A 24,552-nucleotide genomic window follows, 5' to 3' on the forward strand; every position below is an offset into this window, starting at 1 on the left:
TCCTTCCAGCAAATCAATTACACGTACCGATCTTCATCGGTCATATCAAAGTGAGTAAGAGTAAGAAAGTTCAATCCGATAAAAGCAAAAGAAAGGCCGATCGAAGAGAGAAACGCAATCCATACCATTGTCGGAGTAGCTTCTGCGATCTCTTTGCCCCGTTTGTATCTCTGCCAGTCCTGGCTGCTGGATCTTGAAAAGCCATAGAGCATGACTGCAGCACAGACCAGCGACAAAAATGTTTCCATTACCCCCTCACTTCCACCTGCACCAGCGCCGGTAAAACCGTCTCACAGAAACCGCCTGCGGCAGCAGACGGGTTCTGTTTAGCCAGCATTTTTGCGCTGAACATACCACCGCGCATTTCTCGAGTCAAATTCCTCCTTTTTCCCGGTTGGGTCGGCCGGGGGCTCGGTTTTTCTTCGCCAAATTTCCTCACCTTTGAAAAAACGGCCGCGGTAGAGATGCCGGTTACCCGGCACCCCCCGCACGGATCCCGGCGAGCGGAATTCCCACAACCGGGCTCTTCCCTTGGGTGTTTGGCGTAAAAGCGCTGGTTCGGATGAGGGTGGTGGTTTCCCGGGATACCGTGGTATTGGAAGTAGCCCTGAACTGCCTTTTGGGAATTCCGGGGAATTCCGGGGACGTGATACCGAACTTAATAGTTCGGTATCACGTCCCCAGAATTGGAACACCCCCGAAGCCTGGCGGCTCCGGGGGTGTTCTATAGAATTCTTCATTTATTTGGGACTGGGGCGGGAACAGCAGCGGATGCCGGGGCGGCCGGTGCGGAAGCGGTCGCGGCCTGTGGTGGTTCGGGTTTCTTGCGGAGTTCGTCGGCGAGGTTGAGGATCGAGCTGTGAAGGAGGCGGGGGATGCGATACAGCTCCTTTTCCCCTTCGAGCTGAATAATCACTTCGATCTCCTCGTGTGCGCCGAAGAAGACGGTTCGCTCGGCCTTGTCGGATTTCAGAACAAGGCGGTCGCAGGTTTTCACATCGTCGAGTCCGTGCGCCTTTTTTTCGTCGTCAGAGAGGAACTCCTGGACCCGGCAGTTGGCGTAGGCCTGCAGCACGCTTTCGACATGGCTCTTGTCAATGGTACGGCCGTCGAAACTCCAGGTGTTGCTGGCGAGCGCGAGTTCAAACGTTTCGGTTCCGACACGCATCGACAGGTGCTTCACCTCGAGGGGCGGCATCGCGGGGAGGTTCTTGTTGCGCAGGGCCGTAAAATCCTTTTTCACCCGGGCCAGGGATGTCAGGGAAACGAGATACGCTTCATCGTCGCCCGAACGTTTCACGGCGGCGAACCCGTCTTTCTCGGCCCCGACAGCGAACTCGAAGGTCTTGCCGGCCGGCGTGCGCATCACGACCTTGTAGGAAGGTGTATCGAAGCCCTTGACCGCCGATTCCGGCGTGGACTCCTCGACGAACCGGTCGACTTTCAGATCGTGGATGCCGAAGATCAGGGACGACACCTCGCCTGCATCGGCAGGCATGGCGACCGGCGCCGACATGTCCCAGCCGGTGGAGGTCTTCGCGAGTTCGAACGTCGTCGATCCGTTCACGACGGTGACCGACGCGATATCGGTGAAGTCCTCGGTGAAGATCGCCTTGTCGCGAAGGTCTGACAGGCTTTTGCGGAAGGCCGTCACGACGCTGTTGTCGACGACGTAGACGTTCGGGTCATCCTTCCGCTGGACGTAAACGGAGCCGCCGACCGGGGCCTGCTGACCGAGAGTCAGCACCGTCGTGGCGCTTCCAGTCTCGATGGTGAGCCGGGGCGAGTCACTTCCGAAGCCAAACGAGAGGGTTTCGGTCGCCGTGATGGTCAGGTCGGACTGGAGGTCCGAGAAGGCCCGGATGATCCCGGCCGCCACGTCATTGTCAGCGCGAAGGGCGCGAGGCTTGACGATCGAAAACTTCTTCTCGGACCCCGTTCCGACGGCCTCGATGCGAATCTCCGGGGCGCCGCCCGCCTGCCAGGCGAGTGCGCGCACATCGGCGTTCGCGGTGGCGGCGAGCTGAACGGGCTTGTCCTTCCCGGGCTCGGGAATGACGTCGGCCTCGTAGATGTTTGCGTAGAGGAAGAGAAGAATGAACGCGATAACGGCGATGACGGTCGTCAGATATCGTTTCTTCACGGCTCACACCCTCCTGCGAGACCACCAGACGGCGCCGCCCAGCAGCATGACGAGCAGCGGGGAGACGACGACGCAGATGATCATGATGCGCTGTGACGCCTCGGCGTCGAGGACGATCTGGGCGAACTCGATCTGCTTGGGCCTGATCGAGATCAGCTGTTCCTGGCCGGCGAGCCAGTTGAACGTGTTCACGACGAGGTCGGCGTTGCCCTGCACCTGCAGCAGCATGTTCGTCGCGAAATCGGCGTCGCCGTAGACAACGACCCGGCTTCCGCTCGCCGTCCCCTTCCCTTCGAGGGCAAGGCCGAGACTGAGGGGGCCGCGCACGTCGGTGTTCGGGTCGAATTGGATCTGGCCCTGGAGCACGGCCGAGGGCGGCCGTTTTCCGTAGCAGTTCTCGTCGGTCCGGAGGAACGCGAGCGACGAGTAGGTCTCGCGCTGTTCGATGTTGAGGCCACGCGCGACCTGCATCAGGACGGCGGAGTTGCGTTCCATCTGTTCCTTCACGATCGGGTGTGGGCTGTAGCGGGGAATGACGATCGACAGGTCGCCGTTCATGCCGCGCGGGCTGATGATGATCTCCGAGTTGCAGGTGACGCTGAAGGTCTCACTCAGAAACTGCTCAAGCTCGGCGGCCTTGTTGTCCGGGTTCAGCGCGACCAGCAGGGCGCCCTTGCGTTCGGTTACATACTGCCTGAGATTTTTGATCTCGTCAGGGTGGAAGCCTTTCGCCGGAGACAGAATGGCGAGCACGGTGGTGTCGGTCGGAATGCCTTCCATCAACGAGATCTCGACCGTATCGTAGTTTTCGCGGGCGAGGAACTGCTGGGCCGCGGCGAGGCCGTCGGGCTTGTAGGAGGTCAGACCGGGCTCTTCGTGGCCTTTCACGAAGGCGATCTTGCGTTTGGCGCCGCTCGTCACGTTCAGCAGGGCCGAGGTGATGGCCTGTTCGCCCTGGAACTTCGGCGGTTCGCGTTTCTGCGCAAAGGGCGGCGGCTGCAGGAACAGCTCGTTCGCCGGGATATCCTTGCGTTGGTTCTCGCACTGGACGACGACGGTGCCGGCCGCATGCACGTTCATGGCCTTGGTCGTCATCGGGTCGCGGAACGGATCGACCATCTTCACGGAAAGTCGGTCGGTGTTGCGGCGGCACTCCCGCAGCAGATCGTCGACCATCGTGAACTCGAGCGAACCCTTCGGGTAGAAGGCGGTGATCTTCACGTCCTTCTTCAGGCCGCGCAGGACCTTGATCGTCGAGTCGGAGATCGAGAACAGCCGGTCGCGGGTGAAGTCGTACCGGATATGCCGCCGGAACCCGATGTAGGAGAGCAGCACGCCGATGCCGATGATGGCCAGCACCAGGATCACGTCGTTCACCACGAGCCACGAGGTGCGGCTGGTGGCGATCTCCTTCAGTGTGCGCGGCGAGGCGACGAACGCGCCGAGAATCAGAAACGCGCCAGCGGCAAGAATACCTAGCGCTATCGTTCCCTTGCTGGGGAACATCAGATACCCGATGCCGGAGGCGAGCAGCAGAAGAAGCCCGGCGATCAGGGCAAGAACGGGAAGAACGGAACGAGTGTCACGTCTGTGCGTCGTCATGGCTCATCACCTCCAGCGATCCGATTCGACGACGCGCGTGGCCATGAACAGCCACAGCACGATGAATACGACGAAGAATACGACGTTGCCCGAATCGACGACGCCTTTCAGAAACTCGGAATACCGCTCGAACAGCGAGAGCTGGCCGAGGACCTCCCCGAGCGCATTGTCGAGGGCGTATTTCGCCCAGCCGAAGACCCAGAAGCAGAGCATGGCGCCGAAGCTGAGCATCGCGGCGATCATCTGATTCTCGCACAGCGAGCTGGCAAACAAGCCGACCGAGATGAACGCGGCGCCGAGCAGGATCAGGCCGATATACCCGCTCATGATCGGGCCCATGTCGAGCTTTTCGGCATACATCGACATGATCAGCGGATACTGGAATGTCAATAGTATCAACAATAAATACAGAATGAAGCAGGCCAGGAACTTGCCGATCACGATTTCGGACGGCGAGATCGGCGAGGTGAGCAGCAGCTCCATCGTGCCAGCGCGGCGCTCCTCGCTGATGAGGCGCATCGTCAGCACGGGCGATACGAGCAGCAGCACGAACGCCGCGTTGTACAGCAGAGGTTCAAGAGTCGCGAGTTTGCTCGAGACGAGGACGATCCAGAACAGGTAGCCCACGACGAGCAGGAACGAGGCGAAGACGAGATACGCGACGGGCGAGAAGAAGTAGGTCTGCAGCTCTTTTTTCGTTATCGCGAAGACTTTCATGCCGCCTTCCCTCCTTCCCCATTGGCGTCGCCGTTGCCGTTGCCGTTCTCCTCGCTGCGCGTCAGGCGCAGGAACACCTCTTCGAGCGAGGCGCGCGCCGGCGTGATCTCGGTGAACACGTGGCCCTTCGCCACCGTGGCTTTGAAGACGCCGTCATAGGCCGCGTGATCCGGCAACGAGAGGTTGAACCGCACGACGGGCCCGTCGTTCTGCTCGCCCTCGACCTTGACGCCCTCGGTGCCGGTGAAGCAGGCCTTCCAGTCGAGCGAGGCGGGCCGCAGACCGATGCGGAACGATGTCGCCGCCCCGCCCTGGCGTTCGAGGTTCTCGACGCTGTCCTCCGCGACGATGCGGCCCTCGTTGATGATGACCACGCGCTTGCAGGTCATGCTGACCTCGGACAGGATGTGGGTCGAGAGAATGACCGTGTGGTCTTTCGAAAGGTCCTTGATCAGGTTGCGGATCTCGATGATCTGGTTCGGGTCGAGGCCGACGGTCGGCTCGTCGAGAATCAGCACGGCCGGGTCGTGAACCAGCGCCTGCGCGAGGCCGACGCGCTGCCGATAGCCCTTCGACAGCGTGCCGATGACGCGCATCTGGTGGTCGACCAGCCCCGTGCGCTCGATCACCGTGTCGACGCGCCTGCGGCAGTCTTTCGCCGGAACCTCGCGGATGTCCGCGACGAAGTTGAGATACGATCTGACGGTCATCTCGGGGTAGACGGGCGGCGTCTCGGGGAGATACCCGAGCCTGCGGCGCACGTCCATCGAGTCTTCGAACACGTCGAAGCCGTCGACGGTGACGGTGCCCGTCGTCGCAGGCAGGAAACAGGTGAGAATCCGCATCGCGGTGGTCTTTCCCGCCCCGTTCGGGCCGAGCAGACCGAGAATCTCACCCCCCTGCACCGAGAAGGAAATCCCGTCGAGCGCGCGGAAGTTCCCATAATACTTGGTGACATCCTTCATCTCGATCACGAATAGGTGCCTCCTGAGGGTGTGTAAACGGACGAATCGATCTCGTCCGGCGTGCATTGACTGCCGTCAGAGAAAAAAGTTCCAGAATTTTTTTGCGCTTCGGAACGGCCGCACGATCCTGTTCCCCGCCTTGCGGGTCCGGGGCGGATACGTTCTCATGCGCCGCGGTATCAGGCCCCGGCAGCGGTCTCCAGCTTGTCTGCCACGGTCGCGAGCTTGTCGATCGAGGCCAGATACCGCTCGAAATACGCCAGGAGATTGTGCTTCTGGGAAAGGCGCAGCAAGCCCATCTTGTGTCGCAGCGCGTCCGTCAGCACCCCGGTTTCGAGGCCAAACGCCTCTTCGGCCATGGCGACGACGACTTCCTTGCGGATCGACAACGTCTTGCCGGTGAGGGAAAGGAGCCCGCGAAGCACCGGATACAGGCTGTTGAAGGATTTCGCGATCATCGCCTCGAAGGTCTTGAGTGACTCGCCGGAAGCCAGGAACTCGGTGCGGGCCTCGGTCACCTTCCCCTTCAGCATCTGCTCGACCTGGAGGCGAAGCAGCGATTTGTCGATTTTCAACGTCATGAAGGGGTCGTCGCCCTTGATCATCTTGTGATTGTCGCGAATTTCCTGGAACAGCAGGGGAAACACGTCCAGAGAGCGTTCGAGATCCTCGGTCGTGAGAATCAGCGGGGCGGCAAACCCCTTGACCATCCATTTCTCGACGGGAATGGCGATCTGCTTGAGATGCCCGACGGTCACGCTCTTGAACAGCAGGGCCATGTTGATGTTCGAGTGGCCGTAGACGTAGTCGCCCGATGCCGCGCTTCCGTAGACGGCGATGGCGGTGAGGTCCGCGCCAAGCAGATTCGACATCTCCTGGGCGAACGGCTCGAAGGTCGTCTCCGGGTTCTGCGGCACATTTCTCAGCTTCAACAACAATGTTTCGAACATCTTGTCTCCTCCTGGGTGATTCTTCTCGTGATCAGACCGGCAACGCGCTCATCGGCCTGAATTCGGCGAGTTGGCGGGCGCATTCGACATATCGATGAGCGCATCAAACACGCTGCCGACATACTGGACCGACAACAAACTTCCAACGTAGCTGACATTATCGCGAACCGCTCGGCAATACCAGTCCCGTGTGCGGTGGAGCAGTTCCACGATCTCGCCTCGTGCGACGGTCTCTTCGCCGATGCGCATCAGCACATCGTTCAGGAACACGAGAAATTTCGCACCCGCACAGAGAATCGTTTCCTGCTGCAGGAAAGATACCGGCGGTAGAATTTGCTTGAGCCCGGGAGCGAGCACCAGGCCGCACCCCGCGCAAAAGATCTTGTCGACCCCCGGCAACCCGATATTTTCTGCGAGAACCAAGCCCGATGCGAGATGACTGAGCGACCAGGGGATCAAGTCTTTTTTCGTGGACGTCGTGTTGCGCCCCGAGCCCAGGTTCGCCGTCAGACGGCCTCTCCAGAAAGGGGCGCTGAGCCCCAGCGTGAACATGTTTTGCCTCCAGCCCTCAAACTCGCCAGGTTCGACCAGTCCGACGCGATTCGTCAGTTCGTGGAGTCGGCTCTCGAGGAGCGTGCGCAATTCTTCGCCAAACGATGCGGGAAAGCCGAGTTTCTCGGATACGGTCCGGAGAACGCTGCTCCGTATCTCGGGGCTGATGTATATGCCCTTGCAATAGTCGTCCCCGGTCGCTTTCGGCCAGTATCCCTCGGCCGACGCAAATTCGACAAGTAACAGGCCGGCGCGGAGATGGTTGCCTGGAGTCCGAAGTGTTTCGAGAGACTCCTCGAATTCAGGCATCGTGTCGGTAAAGAATTTCGGTTTATCGTCCGCTATCAGGGCGACGAGACCGGCCCTGGCATTGTTTTCCCAGTCTCCGATCCAGACCGACTTGTGCTCGACGACGTCCATCGGGCAGAGACCGATCCAGTCGGGAAAGTCGGCCCCTTTGTGATAATCGGTGTCGAGCATGAGGGAGATCAGGGAGGCGAGCACAGACATATCTCGCGGTTCGAGCGCCCATTCCCGCAACACAGACGGCAGGTTTGCCATGAGTGGTCCTCTGTATCGTATCAGATGGTCTCTTCCAGACAGCAACCTTAGTCGATACCCGCATCCCGTGTCAACCGCCTTGAAGATGCACTTCCGTTCTGCGATACTACGCGCGATACCTTGCGCGGTTTCATTTTGCAGAGACGGGAGCCCTTCGCTTCATGCCCACCATCGGAGTTTCGATCATCGCCCACAACGAGGAAGCGCACCTCGCCGGCGCCATAGAATCCGCCGCGTTCGCAGACGAGGTCATCGTCGTCGATTGCGCCTCGACGGACCGGACGTCGGAGATCGCCCGCTCGTTCGACCGGGTGCGGTTGTTTTGGCGGCCGAACGACGCCAATCTCAACGTGAACAAATCCTTCGGGTTTGACCAGCTCTCCACCGACTGGATCTTCTACCTCGACCCCGACGAGCGAATCCCCCCCCCTCTCACCGAGGAGATTCGCCGTTCGATCGCCGATACGCCCCATGCTGCGTTTCGTCTTTCCAGGCGCAACCACTTTTTCGGCCGCATGCTCGCTCACGGCGGCCAGTATCCCGACGCCCAGCTGCGCTTGTTCAGGCGCGGCAAGGCCAGCTTTCCCAACAGGCACGTTCACGAAAGCCTCGAGGTGCAGGGAAGCATCGGCATGCTCCGGGAGCCGTTCGACCATTTTCCCTACCCGTCGCTCGATGATTACCTGCGCAAAATGAACTTTTACACCTCCTTCCAGGCTGATTTCTGGCTCCGGGAAGGGCGTAGACCGGGCTTCGTCGATTCCGCCCGGTTCCTGTTCGCCCGCCCGCTCAGTCGGTTCCTCCGCAGATATCTGTTCAAGGGGGGCTGGCGCGACGGCTGGCAGGGCTACGTCGCGGCGCTCGGAGACGCGTTTCAGATCGTTGCCGGCTATGCAAAGTTTCTCGAAAGGAGCGGCCGGGGCTCATGAGAACGATTCAGATTCTCAACTCGCCCAACTGGAGCGGTGCGTCGAACTACTGCATCACCCTGTGCCGCAAGCTGATGGGCCACGGCCACGAGGTCCTCCTGCTCACCGAGCCCGGCAAGCCTCTCGAACGGGCACGGAAAGCCGGTATTCCCTGCGACGACACCATTCGGCTGAATCATCGGAACCCTGGCCTGTATCTTCATGCCATCAAGCGCATGGCGCGACTGTTCGCGGATTTCAGGCCAGATATTATATCAAGCCATATCAATGAAGGGGCCTGGATGGCCGGCATGGTAGCGCGCCGCGCGGTACCGGAAGCCACCGTCGTGCGAGTACGGACCGACATCGACCCGCCCAAGGGGCATTTCATCAACCGGTATGTCCATCATGCCTGGACCGACCATCTCATCGTCGGCTCCCAGCTTCACAAGCGGCTGTGTCGCCAGATCCTCGGGTTTCCCGACGAGGGCATCGACGTCGTCTACGGCGCGGTCGACACCGACGAGTACAGCCCCAATCCGAGCGCGGCGCACCGTCTGCGCGACGAACTCGGCATCGCGAACGGCAGTTTCGTGATCGGCCTCGTTGCCCGCCTCGATCCGGTCAAGGGCCACGAGTATGCGCTCGACGCGCTCCGCCTGCTTCTCGGGCTTCCGACGCCGGTCGTGCTCGCCTGCATCGGGTATGAGAGCAACCGCACGGTCGCCTGGCTCAAGGGCGAGGCCGAACGCCTCGGGGTTGCCGACCGACTCCGGGTCACGATGACGCGCCGCGATGACCTGCCCGTTCTGATCAACGGCTGCGACGCGGGCCTCGTCACCTCGATCGGTTCGGAAGCCAACTGCCGGGCGGCGCTCGAGTTCATGGCCTCGGGCAAGCCCGTCGTCGCCACGACGGTCGGGGTCATCCCCGAGATCATCCAGGACGGCGAACAGGGGTTTCTCGTCCAGCCCCGCGACGCCGTGGGCCTTGCGCATGCCCTCCAGAAGCTCGTCATCAACCCGGCGCTGCGCCGCCGCGCCGGCCTCGCGGCCCGTTCCCACGCCCTCGCGAACTTCAACCTCGACCTGTTCGCCAGCCGCACCGAATCGGTGTACCGCAAGGCCATCGCCCGAAAACAGCCTCGGATGTGAGCCTCGGGGCGGGTTTGAAACCCGCCCCCACACCCGATTGGGCTATGGTGCGTCCCCGGGTGAATGCATGGCGGGGGTTTGACAATTCGGGCGGGCTCGCCTAGAATCCATCAGCCGGAGGGCTGTGCACAGGTGGAACTGTTCCGCAACATCGGCATCAAAGGCCGTATCATCATCACGACGCTTCTGATCATGGCGCTGCCGATCGGGGTTTTCTGCTACATCCGCTGGATGGAGCTCGACGTCAACCTCTCAGTGTACATCTTCATCGGAAACGCGTTCCTCCTGCTCGGCCTCGCCACTTCCTGGATCATCGCGGTTTCGATCACCCGGCCCCTGGCCCGTATCAGGCACAGGCTCGACACGTTCATCGAAAAACGCGTCGCGAATCCGGTGAACGACACCGGCGACGACGAGATCGCCGACGTCGCCTCGAGCGTCTCGCGCGTGTTCGGCATCTGGAACGGCGAAATCAGCCTCATCACGAAAAAGCAGCGCTTGAAGAGCGAAGATGCCGCCAAGATCGAGGCGTCCCGCTCCGAAACCGACCGCCAGCTCCAGCTCACACGCTCGTGCCTGAAGGTCGCCCAGCTGCTCAACACCACGTTCGACTTCCAGAGCAACCTCAAGACGATCCTCGACGAGGCGGTCCGCACGATGAACGTCCAGTGGGCTTCGATCCTGCTGCTCAACCGCGAGAACCTCGAATTGACCGTCGCCTGCATGCGGGGCATGGAGCAATCTCTTCTCGACGACCTCGCCGAAGACCAGTATCCCGCCATCAAGCTCAAACCAAACGAAGGCCTCGCCGGCCAGGTTCTCAAAGGTGGCGTCCCGCTTCTCGCGAACAAGGGCCATAAGGATCCGCGGTTCAAGTCGTTCACCGAGTTCAAGGCCCGCGAGGAGAAGGTCGCCAGCATCCTCTGCGCCCCCATCAAATCCTCGGACGGAACGATCCTCGGGGTGATCAACTTCATCAACCGCATCTCGCCGCCGTTGTTCCGGAACGAGGACATTCCCTATGCCGAAGACGTCGCGATGCTCGCAGCTCTCGTGATCGAGCGTAATCGGCTGTACCGCAACATGTTCTGCGATGAGGCCACGGGCATGATCAGCCACCGCATCTGGAAAGGCTACTTCGAGGAAGAGGCCTCCCGCTCGGTCCGCTACGCCCAGCCGCTTTGCACCGTCGTCATGGATCTCGAGAACTACCGGGCGATCCTCGAACATACCGCTCCCGAGTTCGCCCTCCAGGTCGGGAACGACGTCGCAAAGGCTGTCCAGAACGCCCTGCGCGACACCGACCTCGCCTCCCGCGTCCAGGATCGCATCTACATCCTCCTGCCGAACACCGACGCGGCCGGCGGCGTATTCCTGATCGGCCGCCTGAAGGACTCGCTCGAACGGATGGCGTTCGAATACGGCGGAAGATCGTATACGCTCGGAGCATCGGCCGGCATCGCCGCGTTCCCTGAAACGACCCCCGACGCCCGCCAGCTGATCGCCCTTTCGATGGTCGCCCTCGACACCGCGAAAGCCGGCGGGCGCAACCGAGCGGTCATCCACCCTCCCGCGGGCTCGAAGGCCGTCGCACCCGCCAGCGCATGACGCCGCCGCCGGTTTGACGGCTACCTATATATTTATTATTATACAACACTCATCGAGGTGAACCGATGCATCCTGAACGCCCCTTTTATATCACGACCCCTATTTATTACGCCAACGCCGAACTGCACATCGGGCACGCGTTCACCACGCTCGCGGCCGACACGGCGAGCCGGTATCACCGGCTCATGGGCCGCGAGACGCACTTCCTGACGGGTTCCGACGAACACGGCCAGAAGGTCGAGCAGGCGGCGAAGGCGAAAGGAATCACGCCTCTCCAGCACACCGACGGTCTCGTCGAGAAGTTCAAGGCCCTCTGGAAGCGCCTCGACATCACGAACGACGACTTCATCCGGACCACCGAGGACCGGCACAAAAAGGGCGTCCAGAACGCGCTTTCCCTGCTGAAGGAGCGCGGCGAGATCTACGAGGACCAGTATCAGGGCTGGTATTGCACCCCCTGCGAGCGATTCTGGACCGAGAAGGAAGTCCCCGAAAAGCTGTGCCCCGACTGCAAGCGGCCGGTCGACCAGATCACCGAGAAGAACTACTTTTTCCGCATGTCGAAGTACCAGAAGGCGCTCATCGACTACATCCAGGCGAACCCCGGCTACATCAGGCCCGAGAACCGGCGCAACGAGGTGCTCGGCTTCCTCGCCCAGCCGCTCGGCGATTTGTGCATCTCGCGGCCGAAGAAGCGCCTGGCGTGGGGCATCGAGTTGCCGTTCGACCCCGACTACGTCACCTATGTCTGGTTCGACGCTCTGCTCAACTACATCACCGCGATCGGCTACCCCGAACACCCGGATACTTTCAAGAAGTTCTGGCCCGCCAGCGTGCATCTCGTCGGCAAGGACATCCTCACGACCCACGCGGTGTACTGGTCGACCATGCTGATGGCCCTCGATCTGCCCCTGCCGCAGATGATCTTCGCGCACGGCTGGTGGATCTCGTCGGGCGGCAAGATGTCGAAATCGGTCGGCAACGTCCTCAGCCCCCTCGATCTCGTCGACAAGTACGGCCTCGACCCGTTCCGCTACTACCTGTTCCGTGAAATGACATTCGGTGCCGACGCGCAGTTCACCGAAGACTCGTTCATCACCCGCTACAACGCCGACCTCGCGAACGATTACGGCAACCTCTGCAACCGCATGCTCCCCATGATGCGCAAGAACCGCGACGGCGTCTTTCACAAGGCCGAGCCGAAACTGCCCCAGACGCATGAGGTGGTCGCACTCGCGAAGGCCGTCATTCCCGAGTATCACACCGCGATGGACAACCTGCTGTTCCACCAGGCCCTCGAACGCACGTGGGACCTGATTCGTCGTCTCAACAAATACGTCGACGAGACCGCGCCCTGGGCCTTGGCGAAAGCCGGCAACACGGCGGCCCTCGACGAAGTGTTTTACACGGTCGGCGAAGGCGTCCGGCTCGTGACGCATCTCGTCCAGCCCTTCATGCCGCACCTCGCCCCGAACTTCCTCGATCAGCTCGGGCTGGGAAACCAGTTCACCCCGCTCCACCTCGTCGAGTGGGGCCAGCTGCCGGACGGCACGCGGTGCAACGAGCCCGCCCCCCAGTTCCCGCGCATCGAGACGGCCCGCATCGAGGCCCTCAAAAAAGGGGAAAAAGCGCCCAAACCGGAAAAGCCCGCAAAGGCCGAAAAAGCCGTTGAAGCCGCGATGGCCGCTTCCGCCCCAGCCGCCCCCGCGTCCGACGGACTCGTTGAGTATGACGAATTCATGAAGACCGAGCTGGCCGTGGCGAAGGTCGTGACGGCCGAAAAGGTCGAAAACGCCGACAAGCTGCTGAAACTGACGGTCGATCTCGGCACCGAGACCCGCCAGCTCGTCGCGGGCATCGCCCTCTTCTACAAGCCCGAGGAGCTGATCGGAAAGCAGGTCGTGATGGTGAAGAACCTGAAGCCGGCCAAGATCCGCGGCATCGTCTCGCACGGCATGATCCTCGCCGCGCAGACCGCCGATGGCGGACTGGCGCTCGTTCAGCCTGAAAAACCCGCCCAGGTCGGCTGCCGCGTCAAGTAGGCGCACAACACCTTGGGTTGCAGGACCCTGAGTGATCCGCAGATTACGCAGATGAGCGCAGATAACATAGAATACATTATGATATAATATTTTTGAGATATTCTCACCCCGGCTTGCGTCAAGCCCTGCAGGAGGAATACTTCCGGTTCGCCCCGAGCTTGCCAAAGCGCGTCATGAGCCCGCCGAAGGGGGCAAGAACTTCTTGGAATTTTCGAGCTTCGACGAGCTCGGCACGAACGGGAACACGAAATAGCCTTTTGTCATACAGGAATCCAAGAGGTATGAACGGATTGATCGACACACACGCACATCTGCAGGACGAAGCGTTCTCCGGTGATTTCGAGGCGGTCGTCGAAAAGATCGCGGCGTCGAAACCGGCGGCCGTCATCAATGCGGGAACGGATCTCGCGACCAGCCGCCGGGCGGTCGAGATCTCGCGCATGCGACCTTGGTTCTGGGCGCTGGCGGGGGTGCATCCGCACGACGCGAAAACGTGGGATGCCTCTTCGAGCGGTGAACTCAGGCGCCTTGCCGGCGATCCGCGTACGGTTGGCATTGGCGAGATCGGCCTCGATTACCACTACGACTTTTCGCCCCGCGACACCCAGCGCGAGGTGTTTCTCGCCCAGTGGCGACTCGGCGCTGAACTCGGGATACCTGTCGTCATCCACATCCGTGAGGCCTTCGACGACTTCTTCCATTTCATCGAGGGAGAGCCCCGGCCGTCCCGGGTGCTGCTGCACTGCTTCTCGGGCGATCTGGACACCGCGCGGAAAGCGCTCGATGAAGGGTTTTCCTTCTCGATCGGCGGGCCGCTCACCTACCCGAAAAGCGAGGAAACGCGGACGATCTTCCGGTTCCTGCCGGACGAACGGATTCATCTCGAGACCGACTGCCCCTATCTCGCGCCGATTCCCTTCCGGGGGAAGCGGAACGATCCGTCGCTGATCGAACATACGTTCAGGAAACTGTGCGAGGTGCGGCGCGCCGAACCGGAAGAGATGGCCCGCATCCTTCGCGACAATGCCCTGAGGTTTTTCGCCCCGAAGCTGACATTGCAGGGGTGAAACACGTTTCCGGGGCGAGATTTCGGGCGTTTTGCGAAGCGCCCTTACGTCGCGGATGTGCGAAGAGAGGGGGCAAACCCGCCCTCACAGACAATTTAGCGGGAAAGGGTACAATTCTCTGTTTCTTTGTGGCTCCGTGGTGAGGTTTGTCTCCCCGGGTTGGTCGAACCATTGCGCAAAATCGGGAGAATGGAGTATCTAAGGGGGGTATGGAAAGACAGAAACTTTCGTTCACGAGACAGATGTCTCACGATATTCTTCTCGGTCATGACATCCTTGGTGAGATCGTCGGCCGCATGTCGCGGCTGGGGGTACACAAAAAGTGCGTCGTCGTCACCAACGAGACCGTCGCCCGCTGGTATCTCCAGCCGTTGATCGCCGAACTCCGCACCAGAGGCTTTGAAGCCCATGCGGCGGTCCTTCCCGACGGAGAGACGCACAAGACGCTCGAAACGGCCCAGTCTCTGTTTCCGACGTTTCTCGAGGCGGGGCTCGACCGCAAGAGCCCGGTCATCGCGCTCGGCGGGGGCGTCATCTGCGATCTCGCAGGCTTCGCCGCGTCCGTCTACATGCGGGGGGTTCCGCTCGTCCTGATGCCGACCTCTCTGCTGGCGATGATCGACGCATCGCTCGGCGGCAAAAACGGCGTCAATCTTCCCGAAGGCAAGAACCTCATCGGCACCTTCCATCAGCCCACACTGCTCGGCATCGACGTTACGTCCCTCCGCACCCTCCCGCTCAACCAGCTCTCCTACGGCATCGTCGAGGCCGTGAAACACGGCGCGATCGCCGATGCGCCGTATTTCAAGTTCATCCAGAAGAATTGCGCCTCGATCAAGGCCCGCGACCTGCCGCTCATGCAGCGGCTCGTCCGCCGCTCGCTGCACATCAAAAAAACCTTCGTTGAAGCCGACGAACTCGACACGACGGGAAGCAGGGCAGCCCTCAATTTCGGGCATACGTTCGGTCACGCCTACGAAGTGCTCGGCGGCTATCTCCGTCATCACCACGGGGAAGCCGTCGGCCTCGGCATGCTGACCGCGCTGGCCGTCTCCCGCGCCCGCGGCCTTCTCAAGGAGGACTACACCGAAAGCCTCACCGGTCTGCTGAAGGAGTTCAATCTCCCTGTCGAGCTTCCCCGCGAGTACACGCCGGATGCCATCGTCAACGCTATTCTTCACGACAAGAAGCGCCAGCGGGATGCGATCAAGCTGATCCTGCCGGTTTCCCTCGGGACCGTGGAAAAAATCCTGGTTCCGATCTCGGAGCTCAAGCCCCTTCTCGAATCCGTCATGCGCTGATTCCTACGCGCGTGTTTTTCCCGACCGCCCAGACGTCATACAGGAGACCGACATGACCGCCACCGCCTCGACAAGCCTGATGCCCCGGATTTCGGCCAACGCCCAGAAGGTGCTCGCCAAGCGCTATCTCACCCGCGGCCCCGACGGACAGCCGACCGAAACCGTGGAACAGCTGTTCCATCGTGTCGCGAAGGCGATCGCGGAAGCCGAAGACCGATTCCCCGGCTCACCCTACAAGGCCGACCAGCTGGAACCGATGTTCTACGAGCTGATGACCGGCATGGACTTCCTTCCCAACAGCCCCACCCTCATGAACGCCGGAAAGCCGCTCGGACAGTTGTCCGCCTGCTTCGTGCTGCCGGTGGAGGATTCGATGGACGGGATTTTCGACGCCATCAAGCAGGCCGCCCTGATCCACAAGTCCGGCGGCGGAACCGGCTTCAGTTTCTCGCGGCTCCGGCCGGCGAACGATGCCGTGGCCAGCACCAGCGGGGTCAGCTCCGGCCCGATTTCGTTCATGAAGGTATTCAACGTCGCCACCGACACGATCAAGCAGGGCGGCGCCCGGCGCGGGGCGAACATGGGCATCCTTCGCGTCGACCATCCCGACATCATCGAGTTCATCAAGTCGAAGGAAGACAACAACAGCCTGACGAACTTCAACATCTCGGTCGCCGTGACCGACCTGTTCATGGAAGCCCTCGAGAAGGACACCGAATACGACCTGATCAACCCTCGCACGAAGGCGACCGTCGGCTCGCTCAAAGCGTCCAAGGTGTTCCACATGATCGTCGAGCGGGCCTGGCGAAACGGCGAGCCCGGCGTCGTTTTCATCGACCGGATCAACCGCGACCAGCCGACCCCAAACGTCGGGATGATCGAATCGACCAATCCCTGCGGCGAACAGCCTCTCCTGCCGTACGAATCCTGCAACCTCGGTTCGATCAACCTCGCCAACTTCGTCGTCCGTGAAGGCGGCGCCGCCCGTGTCGACTACGAGCGGATGACCGGGGTCATTCGGCTCGCCATCCGGTTCCTCGACAACGTCATCGAGGTGAACAAATATCCCATCCCGGCGATCGACACGATGACGAAGGCCAACCGCAAGATCGGCCTGGGGGTCATGGGCTGGGCCGACCTGCTTCTCCGCATGGGCGTTCCCTACAATTCCGAGGCGGCACTGACGCTGGCGGAAGAGTTGATGCGGTTCTTCAAGCGCGAAGCCTGGAACGCCTCGATCGAGCTGTCGCGCGAGCGCGGCCCGTTCTCCAACTACGCCGGCTCTGCGCTCGAGAAGCGCGGGATGCCCCCGGTGCGCAACGCGACGACGACGACGATCGCCCCGACCGGCACCATCAGCCTCATCGCTGGTTGTTCCAGCGGCATCGAGCCGCTGTTCGCGGTCGCCTACGAGAAACACGTGCTCGACAAGGAGCACCTGATCGAGGTCAACGAGGATTTCCTCGCGATTGCGAAGGAGCAGGGCTTCTACACTCCCGAACTTCTCGAAAAGATCGCGAAGCAGGGCCATCTCCACGATCTGACCGATGTTCCCGAAGCCGTGCGGCGGGTGTTCGTGACGGCGCACGAAATCTCGCCGGAGTGGCACGTGCGCATGCAGTCGGTATTCCAGAAATACACCGACAACGCCGTCAGCAAGACGGTAAATTTCCCGCACGACGCCACGATCAAAGACGTCGAGACGGTGTTCCGCCTTTCTCACACGCTCGGGTGCAAAGGCATCACGGTATACCGCGACGGCTCCCGCGAAGAGCAGGTGCTGAACCTCGGCGCGGGCCAGGGAAAAACGGCGAAGCCCGGACAGCCCGTTTCCGAAAGCCTGCCCGCCGGCGTTCAGATCAGCATCATGCCTCGGCCCCGCCCCGAGCGGACGATCGGCGCGACCGAGCGGTACAAGATCGGGTGCGGCAACCTGTATGTGACCGTCAACGCCGATGAGACCGGCCTTTGCGAGGTGTTCACCAGTCTCGGCCGCGGCGGCGGCTGCCCGTCACAATCCGAAGCGTCGGCCCGTCTCGCCTCGCTTGCCCTGCGCGCCGGCATCGACGTGCAGGAGATCATCGACCAACTCAAGGGCATACGGTGCATGTCGACGCTCAAGCGCGGCGGCCCGGCGAACGGCATCAAGGTGCTTTCCTGCCCCGACGCGATCGGCCGCGCCATCGAGGAATACTACCTTTCCTGCAAGGCGAACCGGCTGCGTCCCCAGACGCCCCCGCCCGCATCCGGCGCCGCCGCCGGAAAAGGCCAGCCGGCCGAGAGCCTGATCGACGGAGACCGAGCTCCGACCGGCTGTCCCGACTGCGGCGAGCGGCTCGAGCATGAGAGCGGCTGCGTCATCTGCAAGCGATGCGGGTATTCGAAGTGCGGCTGAACTTCGAGTGACGGGCAACCTTTTTTCATGTAACATACCGCCAAGACAATTCGTTTTTTCATTACAAGCGTGATAAAACACATGAGCCCACACAGGAAAAACAACGAAGGCCCTGCGACGAGTACGTTTCTCTTCCATGGAACCAACGCGGAAAGGGGGAACCCCATGAAGGCGATTCGCGGTACATATCGATCGACCATACGGCGGCTCCTGGCTTCGTATCTTGCCGTTCTCCTGGTCGGGTTCGGAAGCATCGGCTTCGCGTTCGACGAAGGGCTGGGCGGATTCGTTCCCGAACAGAACTCCTCCGAGACACAACAGACCTCAACCGTCACTTCGACCGGCGGTTCCGCCGGAACACCCGCAAATCAGTCCGATTCCTCCGTTCATTCCGCGTCATCTCAGTCCGTATCATCCGTTTCGACCCTCGTTACTTCCCTGATCAATTTTCTCGATGCCCTTGCCAACCTCTTCAACGAAATAGGGAATATCATTTCCGCTACCGGAACTCCGCCGGCTTCGACAACGGAACCCAGGACCCCGGCAACGACCGGCGGCACGCAGCGCTCCCCGGCGCCGGTCACTCCGACAAAACCTGCACAGGCGAATCTCGGCGTCGATTCGGCGGAACTCAACGCCTGGAAGGGCGGGAAACTCCCTCCCGAAAAGTTCGTCAGGCTCATCGGTCCGGCCGCGAAGCAGTCGATGGCCCGCACGGGCGTGCCCGCGTCGGTTACGATCGCCCAGGCAGCGCTCGAAACCGGTTGGGGCGGCTCGACGATCGGCAACGCGAAGAACCTGTTCGGCATCAAGGGAACCGGCCCGGCCGGCTCGGTGAGCAAGCCGACCCGTGAGTATATCAACGGCAGATATGTCACTGTCCAGGGAACGTTCCGCGCCTACAACACCTGGTCCGAATCTATCGACGACCACTCGAAACTGTTGCAAAAAGACCGCTATCGCCCGGCGATGGCATACAAGGACAACCCGGACATGTTCGCCGCACAGCTCCAGCGGTGCGGCTACGCGACGGATCCGTCGTATGCGAAAAAACTCGTGAGCATCATGAAAACCTGGAATCTGTATCAATATGACACCTGATCGTTTCTGACCTGTCGTCATTCACATGACCATTCCCGTCCCGCCAAGCCTCGAGTCCGCATCTGACGACGCCCTGATGGAACAGTTCCGCCAGGGAAATGTTGAATCCTTCAAACTTCTGTTTCTCAGGCATATCGGCCTCGTCGTCCGTTACGCCGCAAGCTTGTGCGGCAACTGGGAAACGGCCCGCGATCTGGCCCAGGAAGTATTTCTCAAAATATCACAGCACGCAGCTTCCTATGACGGACGTTCGAAGTTCAAGAGCTGGATGCTGACCATGACCAGAAACATGGTTATCGATCTGAAACGCAGGAAAACGGCAAAAACGGTGACGATTCCGGATAATCCCGACCGCTGGGCCCCGTTCGCAGACCCGAGAAATCCGGCGGACGCCGTCGCCGCCGAAGCCTCGATGGCGGAATGGCTGAAGGGATTGACCCCGGAGCAGCGCGAAGTCATGCTTCTCAAACACGTCGAACAGCTCTCTTACACCGAGATTTCGGAAATCACCGGCATACGCGAGGGAACGCTCAGACAAATCGTCTTCCGCGCTCTGTGCCAGTTGCGAAAGGAGGCCGGAACGAATGCCATGTGACACCTATCTCGAATGGCTTGACACACCCGCCTCCGAATCCGCTTCCCTGCCGGAACATATCGCGCGCCATCTTTCCGCCTGCGCCCAATGCCGGCAGGTTCACGCTGAGATCCAGGCGTTCCGGAACCATTGCGCCAGCATGTCGCCCGATTCGAAGGAAGCAATGCGGCTCTGGGAATCGCTCGCCCCGCTCATCCCCGCTCAACCTGCGTCTCCGACCACCCCGGCGGCCGGCCCCCAGTCATCAGGGGCAACGTCGACCGCCGTCAAAGCTTCGGTAGCGGTATCCGCTCCGGTTGGGATCGGCCCCATCGTCATCCTCGCCGCCGGCATCCTCTTCATCGGGGTGCTCGAATACGGCTTGTCCGCCCTGCGCTCCCGGCCGCCCTCCCCTTCTTCGATCCAATCTTCGAAACCCTCCGCCACCCCCGCGCCAGCCGATGTTTCCTCAACGCCGGCCGCCCTGCAACGCCCCATTCCCGCTGGAAAAGCGTCGGAAACGGTTTCTGTGCCTGACAAGCCGCAGCCTGTTTCCCCTCCCATACCCGCGGTCCGCCCCCCGGTGATTCCCGAACGGCCGGCAGCCCCCTCCGTGCCCCTCACCGTGCCGCATCCAGAAGCGTCTCCGGCATCCGGAAACGGAGACGAGCTGATTGACGGGTTCGTTCCCATGACGGCCCCTGCCGGCGGCCAGGACTGAGCGGCGCGTCATGAGATCTTCTCCTCCGCCAGGCGACGGGGCTTGCGGCCGTCTGCGAGCGCGGCGGGGATTCGTTTTTCCCCTCGTCGTCGGCATCATGCTCGTTCTGGCGATTTTCTTCGGGGCCCTCAGTTTCCTTTCGCGAGGCCAGGTGCAGAGCGCCGCGCATTATATTGAAAGCACGCGCGCCCTCGAGCTGGCCGAGGCGGGAGCGGCGTGGGCCTCGACGGTCCTGGCCAGCGGATCGTACAACCCGAGCCCGAGTTTTTTCTCGTTTGAACTGCTGAAGGCGATTTTCGCCCCTACCCCCGATGAAACGAAGGAACACGTGATCGAGATCCCAGAATCGCTCGACGACTACCGGAAATCGCTCGGCGGAACCCTGAGCATCGTCGCCAGGGTGACGAAGCCCCGTAAATTCGACCCGGTCGAGGGGTTTTGTTCCGATCCGATCGAAAAATACGGTGAAATGCAGATCGTCTCGACGGCCACGGTTGGTCGAAGCGCGCGCCGCGTCCGCGTTTCCCGCGGGTTCAAGGTCTTTCTCGCGGTTCACCCCGTTCTTTCGAAATTCACCCTGTTCGTGCGCGAATCGCCCCCGTCTGACCAGCTCAACTGCCTCATCCGCGGCGCTTCGACCGACAATTTCGACAACGGCGCCCCCCTCCTTCTCCAAAACCACGAAAACACCTACAACGCCGTCGACTCCTCGATTCACGTTCCGGCGTTCCCCCCCATCCCCGAGCTTGCGCGCGACTCGGGCTGGATATTCCTCAACTCGCCGTCGGCGTCGTGGACCCTCAACCTTTCCGGTTCAGCCGGCACGACAGGCGAATACGACGATCGGGTCCTGCTCCGGTTCGGGCAATACAGCGACCCCGGCATGAAAAGCCGTCTCCATGTTCCGGCTCCGCAGGTGCTCCGGGATATGTTGCGACGCTACCAGGGCATGAAAGCCCGGTTCCTCGTCACGACCCGCACGGGCACCGCCGAAAAACAGGTGAACGACATCCTGGGCATCAGGAACCTATTCAGCGATGTTCCGAAAGCGTCGCTGATTCGGCCGTTCGGCACCGGTTCTCGTCTGTCGCCAACGATCGTGTTCGGCCCGGTGTTCCGGAGCTACATCCAATATCGGCTCATCCAGGTCGATCTCGTCGATCCGAACTCGTATCCCCAGCGCGTGGTTCCGTTCAAACCGACCGTCATTCCGGGGTTCTCCGACCAGGCAGCGTTCGAAAGCATGTTCCGGAATCCTCCGCAGAACTACTCCGCCGATATCCATACGTTCGCCCTGCTGTTCGGCATCAACGTCAACGATCCCGCGCCGTCGTGGGGGAAATATCGGCCCATGGCGACCGAGATCACGACAGATTCCTTTCTCGACAGCCTGAATTACCTCTACGTCCAGGCGAAGGAGAGCGGGACGGTCAGCGACCCCGTATCCGCATCGTTCAGCGAGCCCCCTCCTGATGTAATTACGGGAATAGAACAATGGGACCCGACGGGAGGGAATCTCCGGGATTCCCTCCGTTCCGCCGCCGGCAAGGTGAGCCGCGGAGACGTTCCCGTGTTCGAAGGAAGGCTCGCCGATATCGAAGGTCTCAAGGAGCTGCAGCAGAAGATCACCGTGACCTTCCCGACCCCGGCGGATTTCGCCTCACGATGCATCCGGGACGGCAAGCTTCGGATCCCCGGGATCATCTATCTCACCCAAGGTGATCTCGATCTGTCGACCCCGCTCACGGTCGAAACGGGCGGGATCATCATCGTGAACGGCAGCATCGGGCTCAGGGCGGGCGTCATCGCCTCGGATCCCCTGACGCTGATCGCCACGAAGGACATCTCGGTCGAAACCTCCGCGGAAATCCAGGCTCGGCTCGTTTGCCTGCGCGGAGAATTCAAGGCTCGAAGCGGCTTTCGGATTCTCGGCGGCGTAGCGGCGGGAAAACTCGATCTGTCCGGCATGCTGAACGGACAGGAGAAGCGGATCACCTTTGACGGCAGGTTCGACCCGTTCCGTCTCGACACGGCGGGCCAGCCGAACCCGCTGTACCGGTACAAGATTTCCGAGGAGGAGGAATACGTCATTGAACCGGGCAGGTAGCGGCGGCGTTACGCTGGTCGAAGTGATGATCGTGGTCGCGATGCTCGCGATCCTGACGGGCACATTCCTCTACATGCACTTCCGATCGAGTTCGACCATCGTCGATGACCAGCAGACCTCGGCCTACTATCTCGCCATGGGAACCTTTCTCGAGTCGTTCCTGTCGGACGTCAGAATGGCTCGGCAAATCATATCCGTCCCCGGCGGCTGCGTCATTCATGCGATGGAACGCGGCGGGGATCTTTCTATATCATACACGATTTCCGGAAACGGCATTCTGCGCGAGGCGAAAGGTACCCGGCGGCTCTTCGATTTCGGCCGGCCGTTGAAGCCCGGCGCGAAGATGATCTTCAATCTTGCAACGGAGGCGGACTGATGCAAAAGCCGATGCGGATATACGTCAGGAAATTCGTCAGCATCCTGGTGCCCCTGATTCTAACCGGGGTTCTGGCCGGAGTACCGGCGTTCGGGGAAAAGATCAACGGAACGGTCGGCTTTGAAGGCCAGGAGTTCAGGTTCACGTTCAGGGCGGGCCGGGCGGCATCGGACGCCCCCAGCCTCCCCGATCCGAAGGATCCGGCAATCGATGCGTCGATTCCATCGCCGCGCCCCGTATCGACGGCCGTCACGAACGTTCCCCCGAAGCCGGCGGCGAGCGACCTCGTCGGTGGAATCTCGCCGGAGATCTCGAAAGACGGTTTTCTCATACCTGAGGAATGGGGACTCGGTTCGGCCGTGAACGATCTGCGGCAGGACAGCCGCATCGTCTTCAGGGACATCACTTTCGACCTGAATAGCTCCACGATCAAGCCGGAGTCGTATCCAACTCTCCAGAGACTTCTATTTCTCATTCAATCGAACGCCGAGTCAAGATTTCTCATCGAAGGCCATACGGACAGCACTGGCGACGCATCGGTGAATCAGCAACTTTCAGTGGAGCGCGCGGAGGCTGTCAAAACCTGGCTTGTCAACAACGGCATCGCCGGCGATCGTCTCGAGACCGTCGGCTTCGGAGCATCGCAACCGACCGCATCGAACGATACGGAAGAGGGGCGTCTTCAGAACAGGCGGGTCGAGGTTGTCAGAAAGTGACGGGATGATTCGACGACGCGGTTTTTCGTTCGTGGAAGTACTGGTCGCAATACTGGTTCTTTCCTGCTTTCTCCTTCCCCTGACGCGCCATATAACGCATGTCCGGCGAATATCCCTCGGTGCCCGCGACTCCGTCATGGCCAACACGCTTCTCGCCTCGTGTCTTGCGGATTTTCGTTCCGTTCCGTTCGATGACCTGGGAAATCCCGACAGTGCGACATACACCCGCATTCTCGACCGGTATCGCGGCGTCCAGATCGTCGGCCAGTTCATCTGTGAAATCAACATCACCATTCAACCCGGATCGGACCATCGCATCAAGGTCATCTCCCTCGATTCGACGTTCCGCATGCCCGGGATCCAGGTCGCTCAAAGAGCACTCGAGTTGAAAGGATTCATGGTTGCACCGCCTCAATAGAAGACTCACCAAAGGGCACATAGTGCCCCCGCTCGTTCGTTCACGCAAGGCCGGTTGGACGATCACCGAGGCCTTTTTCGTCGCCCTCATCGTGGCGCTCGTTCTGACGGTGTTCGTTCGCTTCATGTTCTCGGTGCGCCGTCAGCACGATCTCCAGACCTCCGGCTTCGCCGGTCAGAGCTCGTTCATTCACCTCTGCGACGACATCCACCGCGATCTTGCCGGGAGCCAGGACCACTCCGCCGCCCGCAGTTCGAGCGGACGGTACACTCTCGTCATCGCGAGAAAGGACGGCGAGATCACCTACGATTTTTCGACCTCGACGAGAACCGTCACCCGCAGCCGCCCGAACGGCAGCCGGTCTTATCTTTTCAGCGGAGACCGGAACGAAGCCGTCGAGATGCGACTCGCAACCGATACGCTGGGAAAAACACCCTATATTTCCCTGTTCATCGACATCGATTCGAACCCGCCCCTCCATCTCGAGCGAAGATTCGACGCAAAAAAGGCAGCGCAAGACGGAAAATTCTTCCCAGCCACGGAAATTCCCTGATTCTTCGGCTCCTTCCATTGA

22 protein-coding genes are annotated in these 24,552 nt (G+C 61.0%); 15 read left to right on the top strand and 7 right to left on the bottom strand.

Features of this window, described 5'->3' with window-relative positions; genetic code table 11:
* Nucleotides 1-17 precede the first annotated feature (17 nt).
* The 7 genes from PLU72_11255 to PLU72_11285 form a co-directional block, all read right to left on the bottom strand.
* Nucleotides 18-248 carry a hypothetical protein gene (locus PLU72_11255; GenBank protein HOT28758.1) on the bottom strand — a complete coding sequence of 77 codons (231 nt, stop codon included), beginning with the start codon at nt 246-248 and terminating at the stop codon, nt 18-20.
* A gap of 488 nt (nt 249-736) precedes the next feature.
* A complete protein-coding gene (locus PLU72_11260; GenBank protein ID HOT28759.1) occupies nt 737-2,143 on the bottom strand; it encodes a DUF4340 domain-containing protein in 1,407 nt (468 codons plus the stop codon).
* Between the two features lie 3 nt (nt 2,144-2,146).
* Nucleotides 2,147-3,745 carry a Gldg family protein gene (locus tag PLU72_11265; GenBank protein HOT28760.1) on the bottom strand — a complete coding sequence of 533 codons (1,599 nt, stop codon included), beginning with the start codon at nt 3,743-3,745 and terminating at the stop codon, nt 2,147-2,149.
* 6 nt (nt 3,746-3,751) lie between these two features.
* Entirely contained in the window at nt 3,752-4,462 is a 711-nt protein-coding gene (locus PLU72_11270) for an ABC transporter permease (protein HOT28761.1), read from the bottom strand.
* A complete protein-coding gene (locus PLU72_11275) occupies nt 4,459-5,427 on the bottom strand; it encodes an ATP-binding cassette domain-containing protein (GenBank protein HOT28762.1) in 969 nt (322 codons plus the stop codon). Before PLU72_11275 ends, PLU72_11270 begins: the two co-directional genes overlap by 4 nt.
* Before the next feature lie 179 nt (nt 5,428-5,606).
* The gene (locus PLU72_11280; GenBank protein ID HOT28763.1) at nt 5,607-6,377 is read right to left on the bottom strand and encodes a hypothetical protein; all 771 of its coding nucleotides are present in this window, start codon (nt 6,375-6,377) and stop codon (nt 5,607-5,609) included.
* 48 nt (nt 6,378-6,425) lie between these two features.
* On the bottom strand, nt 6,426-7,490 hold the full coding sequence (locus PLU72_11285) for a hypothetical protein (GenBank protein ID HOT28764.1): 1,065 nt from the start codon (nt 7,488-7,490) through the stop codon (nt 6,426-6,428).
* Nucleotides 7,491-7,651: 161 nt separating this feature from the next.
* On the opposite strand from PLU72_11285, the gene PLU72_11290 reads away from it, so the two are divergent.
* The 15 genes from PLU72_11290 to PLU72_11360 all read left to right on the top strand — a co-directional run bounded on the left by PLU72_11290 (nt 7,652) and on the right by PLU72_11360 (nt 24,531).
* Entirely contained in the window at nt 7,652-8,419 is a 768-nt protein-coding gene (locus PLU72_11290) for a glycosyltransferase family 2 protein (protein HOT28765.1), read from the top strand.
* A complete protein-coding gene (locus PLU72_11295) occupies nt 8,416-9,552 on the top strand; it encodes a glycosyltransferase family 4 protein (GenBank protein ID HOT28766.1) in 1,137 nt (378 codons plus the stop codon). The genes PLU72_11290 and PLU72_11295 overlap by 4 nt, the downstream gene beginning before the upstream one ends.
* A 132-nt stretch (nt 9,553-9,684) precedes the next feature.
* A complete protein-coding gene (locus PLU72_11300; GenBank protein ID HOT28767.1) occupies nt 9,685-11,160 on the top strand; it encodes a diguanylate cyclase in 1,476 nt (491 codons plus the stop codon).
* Between the two features lie 65 nt (nt 11,161-11,225).
* On the top strand, nt 11,226-13,202 hold the full coding sequence (gene metG / locus PLU72_11305; GenBank protein ID HOT28768.1) for a methionine--tRNA ligase: 1,977 nt from the start codon (nt 11,226-11,228) through the stop codon (nt 13,200-13,202).
* Nucleotides 13,203-13,483: 281 nt separating this feature from the next.
* The gene (locus PLU72_11310) at nt 13,484-14,269 is read left to right on the top strand and encodes a TatD family hydrolase (GenBank protein HOT28769.1); all 786 of its coding nucleotides are present in this window, start codon (nt 13,484-13,486) and stop codon (nt 14,267-14,269) included.
* A gap of 242 nt (nt 14,270-14,511) precedes the next feature.
* A complete protein-coding gene (aroB, locus tag PLU72_11315; GenBank protein HOT28770.1) occupies nt 14,512-15,570 on the top strand; it encodes a 3-dehydroquinate synthase in 1,059 nt (352 codons plus the stop codon).
* A gap of 52 nt (nt 15,571-15,622) precedes the next feature.
* Complete coding sequence (locus PLU72_11320) at nt 15,623-17,965, top strand: vitamin B12-dependent ribonucleotide reductase (GenBank protein HOT28771.1); 2,343 nt, start codon at nt 15,623-15,625, stop codon at nt 17,963-17,965.
* 165 nt (nt 17,966-18,130) lie between these two features.
* A complete protein-coding gene (locus tag PLU72_11325) occupies nt 18,131-19,066 on the top strand; it encodes a glucosaminidase domain-containing protein (protein ID HOT28772.1) in 936 nt (311 codons plus the stop codon).
* 25 nt (nt 19,067-19,091) lie between these two features.
* Complete coding sequence (locus tag PLU72_11330; GenBank protein HOT28773.1) at nt 19,092-19,661, top strand: RNA polymerase sigma factor; 570 nt, start codon at nt 19,092-19,094, stop codon at nt 19,659-19,661.
* Entirely contained in the window at nt 19,651-20,361 is a 711-nt protein-coding gene (locus PLU72_11335) for a hypothetical protein (protein HOT28774.1), read from the top strand. Before PLU72_11330 ends, PLU72_11335 begins: the two co-directional genes overlap by 11 nt.
* A gap of 10 nt (nt 20,362-20,371) precedes the next feature.
* The gene (locus PLU72_11340) at nt 20,372-22,468 is read left to right on the top strand and encodes a hypothetical protein (GenBank protein ID HOT28775.1); all 2,097 of its coding nucleotides are present in this window, start codon (nt 20,372-20,374) and stop codon (nt 22,466-22,468) included.
* On the top strand, nt 22,452-22,844 hold the full coding sequence (locus PLU72_11345; protein ID HOT28776.1) for a prepilin-type N-terminal cleavage/methylation domain-containing protein: 393 nt from the start codon (nt 22,452-22,454) through the stop codon (nt 22,842-22,844). Before PLU72_11340 ends, PLU72_11345 begins: the two co-directional genes overlap by 17 nt.
* A complete protein-coding gene (locus PLU72_11350) occupies nt 22,844-23,560 on the top strand; it encodes an OmpA family protein (protein HOT28777.1) in 717 nt (238 codons plus the stop codon). Before PLU72_11345 ends, PLU72_11350 begins: the two co-directional genes overlap by 1 nt.
* Nucleotides 23,561-23,564: 4 nt before the next feature.
* Complete coding sequence (locus PLU72_11355; protein ID HOT28778.1) at nt 23,565-23,978, top strand: prepilin-type N-terminal cleavage/methylation domain-containing protein; 414 nt, start codon at nt 23,565-23,567, stop codon at nt 23,976-23,978.
* Nucleotides 23,979-24,000: 22 nt separating this feature from the next.
* Nucleotides 24,001-24,531: a hypothetical protein gene (locus PLU72_11360; GenBank protein HOT28779.1), complete on the top strand. Its 531-nt coding sequence runs from the start codon at nt 24,001-24,003 to the stop codon at nt 24,529-24,531.
* Nucleotides 24,532-24,552 lie beyond the last annotated feature (21 nt).

The sequence above is a fragment of the Candidatus Ozemobacteraceae bacterium genome (genome assembly GCA_035373905.1).
Lineage (GTDB): Bacteria > Muiribacteriota > Ozemobacteria > Ozemobacterales > Ozemobacteraceae > MWAR01.